Raw genomic sequence first — 14380 nt, forward strand, 5'->3', positions numbered from 1 at the left:
TTCTTCGGACATTCTTCGGTCCTAGGGAGTGGAGTTTGTCCGAAGAACGTCCGAAGCCGAATAGGTCCTGATAGGGGGTAGCCCGGGAGCGGATAGGGAGAGCGGTGGGGAAGGAGGGGGAGGACGTTTTTTTTGCCAGAATGTATCGACTGCGGGAATATGGCAAGAAAATATCTTACATTTGGGATGAGTCGTAACAATTGTCTTCATGTCGTCCTCATGCCCGTTGGCACCCGGGCAATCTGAAATATTCCTTTCTTTTTGTATGATTTATTGCGTAAAGCCTTAACTTTGTGCAAAAATAAAAAGAGAAGAAAGTTATGATAGAAGTGACAGACGAGGCACTTCGCCAGGCAGCAGGCGAAGGGATGGATGCCTTTATTCAAGTGTTTACGGATGCTTATCAGAAAGTGACAGGTGGGGAACTGACTGCTGAAACGATGTCTTTACTCACCGGTGAGCAGCATTCATTGCTGGCTTACAGGATATTTCGCGATGAAGTGATGGAAGGGGGCTTTTGCCAGTTGATACAGAACGGTTACGGCGGTTACATTTTCGACAATCCTTTTGCCAAAGTGATGCGCTTGTGGGGAGTGGGCGACCTGAGCAAACTGGTCTATGCAGCCAAGAAGATTTACGATGCGCATCGTGCGGATTTGGAGCGTGAACGTACGGATGATGAATTTATGGCGATGTACGAGCAGTATGAAGCTTTCGACGGTTTGGAAGACGAGTTTCTGGAGAAAGAAGAGGAATATACGGCATTGGTAGCCGGCTATGTGGACGAACATCTGGACTTGTTTGCCACAGTGGTATGAATTGGGATCTTCTACGAAATGAATATATGTTTGAATAAAAGTTAAAAGTGTATTATGCTTGCAGTATTTGGATAGAACTTTCATTTAATCTTAAAAAAACAATGAAAAAACGAGGAGAGTAGTATGTTACTCAATTCTTTTATCTACATTTGCAAACTCTAATTTTATAAGAAAATGAAACAATTAAAATTCTTGATGGTGGCCCTGACTTTGTTGATGGGCGTTTCTTTTACTTCGTGTTTGGATTCTGATGGTGGTGATTCTCATCGCTATGGAGGAGGTCTGGTGAAAGTTCAGGGCTACATGGGTATCTATTCGTTTAAAGGTGAGAATGGGGTGACTATCACTCCGACGCTGGCTTCTATTGCTGCTTTGGAAGCGCGTGGCGTTAAAATGTCCGATATGGTAGGAAAGGTGGCGCATATAGCATATCGCTGGGATCCAGAACTGTTGACTATACCGGAAGATACGAAAGATTTTAAGGATGTGGAATTGTATTCTATTGAATTGTTGGATAATACAGTGGAAGTGGTAGAAAGTAAAGGTGCTCACAATGATTCTATCAGCATATCGAATAATGCTCCTATCATTTCATTGAGAACCGAAATCTCCGGCGGTAGCGGACAATATGCTCCGCAGTTTTTTCTTGACGATTATACGCTTTTGCTCCCGATTAATTATTATATCTTCGATAGAAGGCATTTCTTGACATTGGTGTATTATCCGAATGAGGATAATGGTTCAACGTTGAGATTGCACTTAGGACATAATATGGATGGTGACAAGACATCGATGAATAGTACCTCATATTTGTTGACTGCTAATTCTGGTGGTTATAATGGCGTAGGCCTTTTTTATAAGGCGTATGATATAAGAGAGGTGATTGAACGTTATAAACGAGAAACTTCCAGTTCTGAAAATCCTATTGTGATTGAAATTGTTGCGCATGAAAATGCTTATTCAACGAAACTGGACGATACTCAGACGGAGGAGAAAATCTATACGGTTACAAAGAAGACTGAAGAATAAAACTTGAATTACAAAGATTTATTTCATATAGCACTGCGACTGATTTCCTCCCCGGCTTCTGCTTGGGAGGAAATTCGCTTGGAGGATAGGCGAAAGGTGTTTACTGCCTTTGTCTATCCTATGATTGGTTTATGTGGGTTGTCTGTTTTCATTGGCTCTTTGATGACGATGGGATGGGGTGGCCCGCAAAGTTTTCAATATGCCATGACGCGGTGTTGCGCTGTGGCGGTCTCTTTGTTTGGAGGCTATTTCTTGGCGGCTTATCTCATTGATGGGTTGCGTGTCCGTGTATTCGGAATGGAGAGTGACATTCCGCTGACGCAACAATTTGCGGGATATGCGTTGGTGGTGGCGTTTCTGCTTAGAATCGTTATCGGCGTGTTGCCCGATTTCTGGATAATGGCTCTGTTGCTTCAATTCTACATCGTGTATGTGGTGTGGGAAGGAAGCAGCAATATGATGCGAATTGCAGAAAAAGATCGTTTGCGTTTCACAATTCTTTCTTCTGTTTTGTTAATAGTGTGTCCGATGGCGATAGAATGGGTATTCAACAAGCTGACGGTCCTGCTGAACTGATTAATGTTATGAAACAATCTCCTGTTAATATAAAGAATAAGCGTGCTACGTTCGATTATGAACTGATAGACACCTATACGGCAGGCATAGTGCTTACCGGTACCGAAATCAAATCTATCCGTTTGGGCAAAGCTAGTCTGGTAGATACTTTCTGCTACTTTGCCAACGGCGAATTGTGGGTGAAGAACATGCACGTAGCCGAATATTTTTATGGTTCCTACAACAACCACCACGCACGCAGAGAGCGCAAACTTCTGTTGAATAGAAAGGAATTGGAGAAATTGATGCGTGGTACGAAAGACCCCGGCTTCACCATCGTGCCCGTGCGCCTATTCATCAACGAGAAAGGACTTGCCAAACTTGTGGTGGCACTTGCCAAAGGTAAGAAGCAATACGACAAGCGCGAATCTCTGAAAGAGAAAGATGATAAACGCGATATGGCGCGGATGTTTAAAAGATAGAAAATGACTGCAATAGAAAAATGGATACAGGAGCGCATCCTTATTCTGGATGGTGCTATGGGCACCATGATACAACAATACAGCTTGACAGAGGACGATTTCCGTGGAGAGCGTTTTGCTGCGATTCCCGGACAGATGAAAGGAAACAATGACCTGCTTTGCCTGACACGTCCCGACGTGATACAAGATATTCACCGCAAATATCTGGCAGCAGGTGCAGACATCATCGAAACCAATACCTTCAATTCCACACGCATCAGTATGGCGGACTATCACGTGCAGGAGTACGTGCGCGAGATAAATATCACCGCTGCTAGACTGGCGCGGCAGATGGCCGATGAATTTACTTCCCTTACCCCGGACAAACCCCGTTTTGTGGCAGGGTCCGTAGGTCCTACGAACAAGACCTGCTCAATGAGTCCCGATGTGAACAATCCGGCTTTCCGTGCCTTGACCTACGATGAATTGGCGGACGCTTATCGTGAACAGATGGAAGCATTGCTTGAAGGCGGTGTGGATGCCTTGCTGATAGAGACTATTTTCGATACGTTGAATGCCAAGGCCGCCATCTTTGCCGCAGAGCAGGCGATGGAAATCACGGGAGTACGTGTCCCCCTGATGCTTTCTGTAACGGTTTCCGATACCGGAGGGCGTACCCTTTCGGGACAGACGCTGGAAGCTTTTCTGGCTTCCATACAACATGCCGACGTGTTCTCTGTCGGATTGAATTGTTCGTTCGGGGCCCATCAGTTGAAGCCTTTCCTGGAACGGATGGCCGCTCGGGCACCCTATTATATCAGTGCCTATCCCAACGCCGGACTGCCCAACAGCTTGGGAAAATACGACCAGACTCCTGCCGATATGGCGCGTGAGATGGAAGAGTATGTTCGTGAAGGTCTGGTGAATATTATCGGTGGTTGCTGTGGTACAACAGATGCTTACATTGCCGAATATCCGGCTTTGATTGCCGGTGTCGTTCCTCGTCAGCCGGTTGCGAAGCCCGAATTTCTGTGTCTGTCGGGGTTGGAACTGCTGGAGGTAAAACCCGAAAACAACTTTGTGAATGTAGGCGAACGCTGCAATGTGGCGGGCTCGCGCAAGTTTCTGCGCTTGATTAATGAGAAGAAATACGATGAAGCCTTGGGCATCGCCCGCCGACAGGTGGAAGACGGCGCACTGGTCATTGACATCAATATGGACGACGGCCTGCTGGATGCACGGGCGGAGATGGTCACTTTCCTTAATCTGATTGCATCCGAGCCGGAGATAGCCCGCGTCCCCGTCATGATAGACTCTTCCAAATGGGACGTGATTGTCGCCGGATTGAAATGCCTGCAAGGCAAATCCATCGTCAACTCCATTTCCCTGAAAGAGGGGGAAGAGGTGTTCTTGGAACACGCACGCATCATCAAGCGATATGGGGCGGCAGCCGTAGTGATGGCATTCGATGAAAAAGGGCAGGCCGACACTTTCGAACGCAAGGTGGAAGTGTGCGGTCGCGCCTATCACCTTTTGGTGGATAAAGTAGGTTTCAATCCTCACGATATAATCTTCGACCCGAACGTACTTGCCGTGGCTACCGGCATGGAGGAGCACGACAACTATGCGGTCGATTTCATCCGTGCCGCCGGTTGGATAAGGAAGAACCTGCCCGGTGCGCATGTCAGTGGCGGGGTGAGCAACCTCTCTTTCTCTTTCCGAGGCAACAATTACATCCGTGAGGCGATGCACGCTGTGTTCCTCTATCATGCCATTCGCGAAGGGATGGATATGGGCATTGTCAATCCTGCCGCTTCCGTGCTCTACACCGACATCCCTGCCGACATCCTGGAGTGCATCGAGGATGTGGTGCTGAACCGCCGTCCCGATGCCGCCGAACGCCTGATAGAAACCGCCGAACGCCTGAAGGCGGAATCGGATGCGGCAAAGGCTTCCGGCAGCGAACAGCCTGCCGCCGCTTCTGCCCGGCTTGCCTGGCGGGAAGGCACTTCGGTGGAGGAACGTCTGAAGTATGCCTTGACAAAGGGCATTGGCGACTATCTGGAAGAGGACCTTGCCGAGGCGTTGCGGCTTTATCCCAAGGCTGTCTCCATCATCGAAGGCCCCTTGATGGCGGGTATGAACCACGTGGGCGACCTCTTCGGTGCCGGCAAGATGTTCTTGCCTCAAGTGGTGAAGACGGCGCGTACCATGAAGCAGGCGGTTGCCATCCTCCGTCCTGTGATTGAATCGGAAAAGCAGGCGGGTGCTGCTTCTGCCGGGCGGGTGCTGCTTGCCACGGTGAAGGGCGATGTACACGATATCGGCAAGAACATCGTCTCCGTGGTGATGGCGTGCAACGGCTACGAGATAATAGACCTTGGCGTGATGGTGCCTGCCGAAACCATCGTGCAACGTGCCATCGAGGAGAAGGTCGATATGATAGGCTTGAGCGGCCTTATCACCCCTTCGCTGGACGAGATGGTACACGTGGCTGTCGAACTGGAAAAGGCCGGGTTGGACATTCCTTTGTTGATAGGCGGCGCCACGACCTCACCGCTTCATACCGCCCTGAAGATTGCCCCCGTCTATCATGCTCCGGTGGTGCATCTGAAAGATGCCGCGAAGAACGCCACGGTGGCTGCCCGGCTGATGAATCCCGAAGCAAAGAGGGCATTGGAAGAAGAGTTGCATGACAAGTATCGACACTTGTGTGAGAAAAGCCAAGAGAGACAAATGGAGGCGGTCGTTCCTTTGGAAGAGGCACAGAGGAAGAGGCTGAAGTTGTTTTAATGTGATGGTGTGCTAATTGGCTGCGTGGTCATGACCACGCAGCCAATTAGCACATTACTTTATCTTCTTCTTATATTGTTCGAACCGTGTCGTAATATCCCTTACAAAATTATACGTCTCTATGCCACGGAAGTAGCCGTTCTTGCAGACGGGGTCGCTGAAGTACTCTTCGTTGCTTTTCAGCAGGATGTACGTCTCCACGTTGTCGCGCCAGACGTATTTGTTCTTGCCATACTTTTCGGCAAGGGCCATGGCATCCAGCACGTGTCCGATGCCGGAGTTGTAGGAGGCGAGCACGAAGTTGATGCGTTCTTCCTCAGGCACTTTGGCGAAGCTTCGGGCGGTGGCGGCGATGTACTTCACGGCGCCTTTGACATTCTCTTCCGGGTCTTGCTCTTTCCCTGCGGGTACTCCCATGGCACGGGCGGTGCCGGGCATCAGCTGCATCAGCCCTTGGGCGCCTGCCCATGAGGTGGCCGTCGGGTCGAAGTTCGATTCCGTATAGGCGAGTGAAGCCAGTAGCCGCCAGTCCCAACCGATTTCGGGCGCATACTTCTTGAAAAGATCATCGTAGTGGGAGATTTTCCCTTCGCGCAACGAGAGGATGGGGGAGTGGGGAATGGCCTTTCCGATTTCGAAATAGCGCTTCATGCTTGCCGTATAGTCGGGCGAGGTCATGTTTTCCTTATGCCATTGATCGACGGCGGCGGCCAGTTGCGGGCAATCTTTCCGGACAGCCCACGAAGCGCGTTGGTCGAAGCTGATGGAGAGGCCGATGTTCAGGTTGGGGTAATAGGTCGTGTTGAGTCGTGCCACATCGTTTTCGGCCACGGTATAGGAGATTTTTCCTTGCGCCACCTGCGTTATCAGGTCTTCCACGCTGACGCTGTCGTTGGCAACCTTGTGTATATGGATACCGCCTCCCAATTCTTTATCCAAATTGACCAGTCGCTCGTAGTATTTGCCGGGCTTTGCATATACGTCTTTCCCGATGAGTTCTGTCACATCTTTCAAAGGCTTGTTGCGTCCGCTACCGTTGCGTTGCACAATGACCTGGTGAGTGATGAACGATTCGCCGCAGTATGTCAGGCTGTCTTTCCGTTCTTTGGTGACGGGAAGGCTGTATGCAATGAGGTCTCCCTCTCCCGCCTGCAACTTATGGATAAGTTCGGGCACGCTTCGTGCAATTTTTATCCGTAACTTCACTCCCAGACTTTTGGCAAACTGCTCGCTCAATTCATACTGAAACCCCATTTCCTGCCCGCGGTAGATGAAGTAGGAAGTGGAGCTGTACATGGTCAGCACCACCAGTTCGCCGCTATCCTTTATCTGTTGCAGGTCGTTGGTCGCTTCTGCAGGGGTAGGGTGGCTGTTCCGACATCCGAAGAGGAGAAGGAGGAGGAGAAGCAATTGATAATTGATAATTGACAATTGACAATTGATGGTTGGTAGATGGGGTTTGTTGAGGAAGGAACAGGGGGTATGTTTTTTTGAATCGTCAGCCATAATCGTTTTTTATATTTATCATCCGTTGGTGAAATTAATTCGCAAGTCTGCCTTGGGGCTTTTTAGGTCGTTGATTATCAGATGTAAATAACCGGTTTGACAGACACTTGTGTTTAAGACGACAGACACAAGTGTTTGAGATGACAGACACTTGTATCTGTCAAACCGGGGTATATAGGGGGAAATTGCAAGAGTCATTTCTTTGCTGATTCATTCCGCCAACAGACATTTATCATCCAATTAATTGTCAATTCTTAATTCTCAATTGTCAATTGTCAACTGTTCAAATGCTTATGGATATACATCGTCAGTATATCGATGGCCTTCTGATTGGTTCCTCCGTTAGGCACGATGATGTCGGCAAATTGCTTGGTAGGTTCGATGAACTGGTCGTGCATAGGTTTCAGCACGTCGCGGTACTTGCCTATCAGCATTTCCAGCGGATGTCCCCGTTCCACCATGTCGCGTGAGATGACGCGCAGCAATCGTTCGTCCGGTCCGGCATCTACGAAAATCTTCAGGTCCATCAGGTCGCGTAGCTCCTTGTCGTAGAGGCTCATGATGCCTTCGATGATGATAACCTCCTTGGGTTCTACATGGATGGTTTCGGGCAGGCGGGTGCATACCAGGTATGAATAGGTGGGTTGTTCGATGGCCCGTCCCTGACGCAAGTCGGCTATTTGCCGGGCGAGGAGCGGCCAGTCGAAGGCGTCGGGATGGTCGAAGTTGGTCTTCTTGCGTGCTTCCAATGGAAGTGACGACTGGTCGTTGTAGTATGAGTCTTGCGGGATGACCGCTACCGAGCCTTCCGGGAGGCTTTCAATGATTTTGCGTACTACGGTGGTCTTTCCTGAACCTGTTCCGCCTGCAATTCCTATAATTAACATCTGTTTTTAGTATGTATTTAAAAGAAAACAAGTATTTTTGTTGCACGAAATCAACGGTTTCGTGCTGACAAATATAGAGATAAATCAATAAATAGCAAAGTTATGGTAAAACACATTGTTTTATTTAAGTTAAAAGACGAAGCGCCGGCCGACAAGAAGCTGGCGGCGATGACGGGTTTCAAGGCGGCCATCGAAGCGCTCCCGGAGAAGATTTCCGTTATTCGCAAGATTGAAGTCGGGCTGAACATCAATCCGGATGAAACCTGGAGTATCGCCCTTTACAGCGAGTTCGACACACTGGACGATGTCAGGACTTATGCCGCCCATCCCGATCACGTGGCTGCCGGCAAATTGCTGGCCGAAGTGAAGGAAAGCCGTGCCTGCGTGGACTATGAGAGTTGAGAATTAAAAATTGAAAATTGAGAAATAATAGAGATGAAGAAGATTTTATTTCCTTTACTGTTGTGTATGCTTGCCGTGGCTGTGCGTGCGCAGATACAAGAGCCTGTCAAGTTCAAGTCTGAATTGAAAACCCTTGCTGACAACGAGGCAGAAATCGTGTTCATTGCCACCATTGATAAAGGATGGCATGTCTATTCCACCGATTTGGGCGATGGAGGCCCTATATCGGCAACATTCAATGTAGAGAAAATCACTGGTGCTGAGGTGGTAGGTAAACTGAAACCCGTGGGCAAGGAAATCTCCTCTTTCGACAAGCTGTTTGAGATGCAGGTGCGTTATTTTGAACATACCGCCCAGTTCGTACAGAAGTTGAAATTGACGGGAGATGCCTACCAGGTCGAAGGTTACTTGGAATATGGTGCATGTAACGATGAGAACTGCTTGCCGCCTACACAAGTGCCTTTCAAGTTCTCCGGTAAGGCCGAAGGCGTTGCGAAAGCTGTTGCTGCCGAAACCAAAACCGATGAGCCGGAAACGGCTTCTGACACGACTGCTGATGCTGTTGTCGGTGGTGCGGAGGCTCCGACCGAGATTGTTGTAGCTGAAAAGGCTGACTTGTGGAAGCCGGTTATCAACGAATTGAAATCGCTGGGCGAAACCACTTCGCAGGAAGATATGTCCTGGATTTACATCTTCATCACCGGATTTGTGGGTGGACTGCTGGCACTCTTCACTCCCTGTGTATGGCCCATCATCCCGATGACGGTCAGCTTCTTCTTGAAACGTAGCAAGGACAAGAAGAAGGGCATCCGCGATGCGTGGACCTATGGTGCGTCCATTGTGGTGATTTACGTCACGCTTGGTCTTGCCATTACGCTTATTTTCGGTGCCAGTGCGTTGAATGCTCTTTCCACCAACGCAGTCTTTAATATTCTGTTCTGCCTGATGCTGGTGGTATTTGCGGCTTCTTTCTTCGGCGCTTTCGAGATTACGCTTCCTTCCAAATGGAGTACGGCGGTGGACAGCAAGGCGGAGGCAACGAGCGGTTTGCTCAGTATCTTCCTGATGGCGTTTACTTTGTCGCTGGTCTCCTTTTCGTGCACGGGTCCTATTATCGGCTTCTTGCTGGTGCAGGTTTCTACAACGGGCAGTGTGGTGGCACCGGCTATCGGTATGCTGGGCTTTGCCATTGCTTTGGCATTGCCTTTTACGTTGTTTGCTCTCTTCCCTTCTTGGCTGAAGTCCATGCCCAAGTCAGGCGGTTGGATGAATGTCATCAAGGTTTCACTCGGTTTTTTGGAACTGGCGTTTGCTCTGAAGTTCCTTTCGGTGGCTGACCTTGCCTATGGTTGGCGCATCCTTGACCGTGAAACGTTCCTTGCTTTGTGGATTGTATTGTTTGCCTTGCTGGGCTTCTACCTGTTGGGTAAAATCAAGTTCCCGCACGATGATGACGATGCGAAGGTCAGTGTGCCCCGTTTCTTTCTTGCTTTGGCATCTTTGGCTTTTGCAGTCTATATGGTTCCCGGTTTGTGGGGTGCGCCGCTGAAAGCGGTCAGTGCTTTTGCGCCCCCCATGCAGACGCAGGATTTCAACCTCTATAACAACGAAGTACATGCCAAGTTCGATGACTATGACCTCGGTATGGAGTATGCCCGTCAACATGGTAAGCCTGTGATGCTTGATTTCACCGGTTATGGTTGCGTGAATTGCCGTAAGATGGAACTTTCCGTATGGACCAATCCGAAGGTGAGCGACCTCATCAATAACGACTATGTGCTTATCACGCTCTACGTTGATAACAAAACCCCGCTTCCTTCTCCCGTCAAGATTATGGAGAACGGTACGGAACGCACGCTGCGCACAGTGGGCGATAAGTGGAGCTACTTGCAACGCGTCAAGTTCGGTGCCAACGCTCAGCCTTTCTATGTGCTGATTGATAATGAAGGAAAACCGCTCAACAAGTCTTATTCTTACGACGAGGACATTCCTAAGTACATTGAGTTCTTGCAGAAAGGACTGCAAAACTATAAACGATAAATTCCGGATGCCACGCTTTGTCGCTTGAAATGCTAGAATTTGAGATGTTGAAGCGTGGCATTAGGATTACAAAGGTTGCAATAAAACAAGAAAGGGTATGCCCGGCAAGGCATACCCTTTCTTATTCGCGATGATTTGATTTACTTTACATCGGTCTATAATCTTTAGCCAATCCGCCTTCGCTGGTTTCCTTGTAAAGGGAAGGCAGATCGTTTCCGGTTTCCTTCATCACTTCGACCACCTTGTCGAACGATACGCGATGCATGCCGTCGGTAAAAGAGGAGTAGAGGTTGGCATCCAGTGCACGGGCGGCAGCGTAGGCATTTCGTTCGATGCAGGGTATCTGTACCAGACCGCATACGGGGTCGCAGGTCATTCCCAAGTGGTGCTCCAATCCCATTTCCGCCGCATACTCTATTTGTGACGGGCTACCTCCAAAGAGCTGGTTGGCTGCCGCCGATGCCATAGAGCAAGCGACACCCACTTCTGCCTGGCATCCGGCTTCCGCACCTGAAATGGAAGCGTTGGTCTTGACGATGTTTCCTATCAGTCCGGCAGTGGCGAGGGCGCGAAGGACGCGGGTATCGCTAAATTCACGGCTCTTTGCCAGATGATAAAGAACGGCAGGCACCACACCGCATGAACCACAAGTGGGCGCAGTGACAATGACGCCTCCCGAAGCATTCTCTTCACTGACCGCCAATGCGTAGGAAAACACCAGTCCGCGCGACTGGAGAGAAGCTTTGTAACCGCTGGCACGTATATAATAGGTAGAGGCTTTGCGGCGCAGGTTCAATGGACCGGGCAATACACCTTCTTGGTCCAAACCGCGTTTTACGGCTGCCTGCATGGTTTTCCAGACCTCTTGTAGGTAGTCCCAAATATCGCTTTCTTCACACTCCTTGACATATTCCCAGTAACTTTTTCCGGTACGTTCGCACCATTGCAGGATTTCAGTCATCTTGTTCATTTCATAGACATCCGGGGTGTTTATGGACGATGCGTCATCATTCTCTTCCGCCAGAGCACCACCGCCAATGCTGTACACTACCCATTGGTCGGTCTCTTTGCCGTCGTGGTCCAAAGAGACGAATTTCATGCCATTGGGGTGGAAGGGGAGGAAGATTTTGGGTTCCCAAATGATTTCTACGGGAGCTGCGGGTTGCAATGTGTCTGTAATAGCGACATTTGTCATGTGCCCTTTTCCGGTGGCGGCGAGGCTGCCATACAGGGTTACTTTGAATGATGCGGCTTCCGGATGCCTTTCCAAAAACAATTGGGCGGCTTTGCGCGGTCCCATCGTGTGGCTGCTGGAAGGACCGGTGCCGATGCGGTAGAGTTCTTTGATTGATTTCATACTTTTTGTGGATTAATGATTTTAGATCTATGATTTATAAGGTATTAATTTCAACTTTTAGTTCAAGTCGACGACCGTGATTCCTGCGCCGCCGAACTGGATGTGTTCATCGGCGAAGTGACGTACGCCGGGAACCGTTTCCAGGTATTGGCGAATCAATGTGCGAAGAATACCCGTACCTGTGCCATGAAGAATACGCACCCGCGACATGCCGACGAGGATGGCATCATCTATGAAGTAGGTGACGGCTTGCAGTGCCTCATCGCCACGCATTCCACGCACATCGATGTCTTGCTTGAAGTTCAGTTTCTTCTCATACATACTATCCTGCGTCTGGTTACTGAGATAAGTGCTCTTGGTTGACACGTCGGCTTGTTTGGGTTGTGCGTTGGTACGCTCCAGACGGTCTGTTTTGACAATGGTCTTGATACCTCCGAAGGCTACTATGGCGTTTTTGCCGTTTAACTCCATCACTTCACCCACGGTTGTTTGCCCTTTCAGTCTGACGTAGCTGCCAGGTACGATGGCTGCCAATCGTTCTGCCTCTTTTTTAGCCTGCTGTGCGGCGATGGCTTCGGGGGACATTTCGTTGGCTTGTCCTTTGCCTGCTTTTTTCTCTTTTTTCCGGTTCTGCTTCTCTTTCAGTCTCTCCATTTTGCGGGCAATCTTTTCTTCTTGCTCTTTGCGGGTGAGGTCTTCCAATGATTCGCGGAAATCGGCCAATTCCTGACGGGCTTGGCGGGTTTTTTCCTTTTCGGCCTGTGCCTCTTTGATGGATCTGATGGTGTTCTCGATGCGGGCATTGGCTTCTATCATCAGTTGTTCTACCTCCTCTTTGGCTTTCCGCAGAATTTCTTTGCGTGATTTCTGCAATTCCTCCATTTCGGTTTGGTAGCGGCTGATGGTTTCCTCCATGTGCTTTTCGCGTTGGCGAATAGTCTGGCGTTTCCCTTCCCAATAGCGTTTGTCACGCACGATGTCCTGCAAGTATTTGTCGGCATTGATGTATTCACTGCCCACAATCTCGGAAGCATCGGCAATCACTTCTTCGGGCAGACCTATCTTGCGGGCAATTTCTACAGCAAACGAACTGCCGGGATTTCCTATTTGTAGTTGGAACAAGGCTTGCATCAGATGACGGTCATAGAGCATGGCACCGTTTACCACACCTTCATGATCTTCGGCAAAGTGCTTCAGGTTCTGGTAGTGGGTGGTGATGACCCCGAAGGTCTGCTTCAGGTTGAACCGTTTCAGTACAGCTTCAGCAATGGCACCGCCTATCTGCGGTTCTGTTCCTCCACCGAACTCGTCAATCAGGATAAGGCTGCGTTCATTGCAATTTTTCATCATGATTTTCATGTTGGTGAGGTGAGAGGAGTAGGTGCTCAGGTCATCTTCAATGGATTGCTCGTCACCGATGTCAATGAAGATGCTGCTGAACAGACCTGCGTGACTGCGTTCGTGCATAGGAATGAGCAGACCGCATTGCAACATATATTGCAGCAATCCCACGGTTTTCAAGCAGACCGATTTTCCACCGGCATTCGGGCCGGAGATAATAAGGATGCGTTGCTGTTGGTTCAGTTCGATGTCAAGGGGCACCACCTTCTTGTCGTGTTTGGCAAGGGAGAGTTGCAACAGTGGATGGACAGCCATGGTCCAGTCAAGCAGTTGCTTGTTTTCGAAAGCAGGCTTCAATGCGGATACTTGTATGGCGAAAAGCGCTTTAGCACGGATGAAGTCTATTTCCGCTAAGAAATCGTATGAAAGTAATACATCGGGAATAGAAGGTCGCAGTTGGTTGGAAAAATCGGTAAGGATGCGGATGATTTCTCTGCGTTCGTCCCCTTCCAGTTCACGGATGCGGTTATTGGCTTCTACTACTTCGGCAGGTTCAATGAACACGGTTTTTCCGCTGGCCGACTCATCGTGCACAATGCCGCGTATCTTCCGTTTCAGTGCCGGCACAACGGGGATGACCAGACGCCCGTCACGCATGGTGGGTGTGACATCTTTATCAACGATTCCTTCGGATTGTGCACTACGCAAGATGCTGTTCAGTGAACGGGAGATGCTTCCCATGGTACTGGCAAGTTCACGGCGAATGCGTGCTAACTCGGTGGAGGCATTATCCTTAATTTTCCCGTAAGGGGAGAGGATGCCGTTTATCTTGGTGATGAGTTGCGGGAATATGGTGATATCTCCCGCCAATCGTTTCAAACAAGGGTAGGGGGATATGCCTTCTTCTCCATCCTCGTTACTTTTCTGCAAGAAACGTACAATGTCCCGTATGGTCTCCAGCGAACGGCGCAAGTCGAATAGCTCCTGTTCGTCCAGATACATCCCTTCCACCCGTATTCGTTTCAGGGACGGGCGTACATCAAAGAAGTATTGTGCCGGGAAATTGTCTTCTTCTTGGAGGATATGTACAAACTCAGTGACTTGGTCCAGGCGTTCTTCCACTTCCTCGAAGTGGTCGGAAAAGGCCATGTCTGTCACTCGTTCTTCGCCCAATGTGCTGAGGCATTTTTC

The 14380-nt window shown here is 49.4% G+C and carries 11 protein-coding genes; 7 read left to right on the forward strand and 4 right to left on the reverse strand.

Annotated features, from left to right (window positions below):
- Positions 1 to 320: 320 nt before the first annotated feature.
- From K2G43_RS13250 to metH, 5 genes are all read left to right on the forward strand, one after another.
- A complete protein-coding gene (locus tag K2G43_RS13250; protein ID WP_300156032.1) occupies positions 321 to 818 on the forward strand; it encodes a DMP19 family protein in 498 nt (165 codons plus the stop codon).
- Between the two features lie 174 nt (positions 819 to 992).
- A complete protein-coding gene (locus tag K2G43_RS13255) occupies positions 993 to 1847 on the forward strand; it encodes a hypothetical protein (protein WP_300156035.1) in 855 nt (284 codons plus the stop codon).
- Positions 1848 to 1850: 3 nt separating this feature from the next.
- Positions 1851 to 2423 (forward strand): Yip1 family protein, encoded by a 573-nt coding sequence (locus K2G43_RS13260; protein ID WP_297643248.1) that lies wholly within the window; start codon positions 1851 to 1853, stop codon positions 2421 to 2423.
- A gap of 8 nt (positions 2424 to 2431) precedes the next feature.
- Complete coding sequence (smpB, locus tag K2G43_RS13265) at positions 2432 to 2884, forward strand: SsrA-binding protein (protein ID WP_297643249.1); 453 nt, start codon at positions 2432 to 2434, stop codon at positions 2882 to 2884.
- A gap of 3 nt (positions 2885 to 2887) precedes the next feature.
- Complete coding sequence (gene metH, locus K2G43_RS13270) at positions 2888 to 5656, forward strand: methionine synthase (protein WP_300156040.1); 2769 nt, start codon at positions 2888 to 2890, stop codon at positions 5654 to 5656.
- A 54-nt stretch (positions 5657 to 5710) separates the two neighbouring features.
- Here the strand turns inward: metH and K2G43_RS13275 are convergent, their stop codons facing one another.
- Together K2G43_RS13275 and udk are read right to left on the reverse strand one after the other, a co-directional pair.
- Entirely contained in the window at positions 5711 to 7162 is a 1452-nt protein-coding gene (locus K2G43_RS13275; RefSeq protein WP_297643252.1) for a transporter substrate-binding domain-containing protein, read from the reverse strand.
- A 275-nt stretch (positions 7163 to 7437) separates the two neighbouring features.
- On the reverse strand, positions 7438 to 8049 hold the full coding sequence (gene udk, locus K2G43_RS13280; protein WP_297643254.1) for a uridine kinase: 612 nt from the start codon (positions 8047 to 8049) through the stop codon (positions 7438 to 7440).
- Positions 8050 to 8151: 102 nt separating this feature from the next.
- On the opposite strand from udk, the gene K2G43_RS13285 reads away from it, so the two are divergent.
- Positions 8152 to 8451: a Dabb family protein gene (locus K2G43_RS13285; protein WP_297643256.1), complete on the forward strand. Its 300-nt coding sequence runs from the start codon at positions 8152 to 8154 to the stop codon at positions 8449 to 8451.
- Positions 8452 to 8484: 33 nt separating this feature from the next.
- Entirely contained in the window at positions 8485 to 10491 is a 2007-nt protein-coding gene (locus K2G43_RS13290; protein ID WP_300156045.1) for a cytochrome c biogenesis protein CcdA, read from the forward strand.
- 145 nt (positions 10492 to 10636) lie between these two features.
- On the opposite strand, the gene K2G43_RS13295 is transcribed toward K2G43_RS13290, so the two are convergent.
- Positions 10637 to 11848 carry an L-serine ammonia-lyase gene (locus K2G43_RS13295; protein ID WP_297643259.1) on the reverse strand — a complete coding sequence of 404 codons (1212 nt, stop codon included), beginning with the start codon at positions 11846 to 11848 and terminating at the stop codon, positions 10637 to 10639.
- Between the two features lie 57 nt (positions 11849 to 11905).
- On the reverse strand, positions 11906 to 14380 hold a 2475-nt coding region (locus K2G43_RS13300), incomplete at its 5' end, for a Smr/MutS family protein (RefSeq protein WP_300156049.1).

The sequence above is a fragment of the Bacteroides sp. genome, assembly GCF_029057325.1.
GTDB lineage: Bacteria > Bacteroidota > Bacteroidia > Bacteroidales > Bacteroidaceae > Bacteroides.

Excerpts from the sequence above, each read along its gene's own strand:
- K2G43_RS13255 (WP_300156035.1), top strand. The coding sequence starts at position 993 with ATGAAACAATTAAAATTCTTGATGGTGGCCCTGACTTTGTTGATGGGC.
- K2G43_RS13250 (WP_300156032.1), top strand. The coding sequence starts at position 321 with ATGATAGAAGTGACAGACGAGGCACTTCGCCAGGCAGCAGGCGAAGGG.
- K2G43_RS13285 (WP_297643256.1), top strand. The coding sequence starts at position 8,152 with ATGGTAAAACACATTGTTTTATTTAAGTTAAAAGACGAAGCGCCGGCC.
- metH (WP_300156040.1), top strand. The coding sequence starts at position 2,888 with ATGACTGCAATAGAAAAATGGATACAGGAGCGCATCCTTATTCTGGAT.
- K2G43_RS13295 (WP_297643259.1), bottom strand. The coding sequence starts at position 11,848 with ATGAAATCAATCAAAGAACTCTACCGCATCGGCACCGGTCCTTCCAGC.
- K2G43_RS13290 (WP_300156045.1), top strand. The coding sequence starts at position 8,485 with ATGAAGAAGATTTTATTTCCTTTACTGTTGTGTATGCTTGCCGTGGCT.
- K2G43_RS13275 (WP_297643252.1), bottom strand. The coding sequence starts at position 7,162 with ATGGCTGACGATTCAAAAAAACATACCCCCTGTTCCTTCCTCAACAAA.
- udk (WP_297643254.1), bottom strand. The coding sequence starts at position 8,049 with ATGTTAATTATAGGAATTGCAGGCGGAACAGGTTCAGGAAAGACCACC.
- smpB (WP_297643249.1), top strand. The coding sequence starts at position 2,432 with ATGAAACAATCTCCTGTTAATATAAAGAATAAGCGTGCTACGTTCGAT.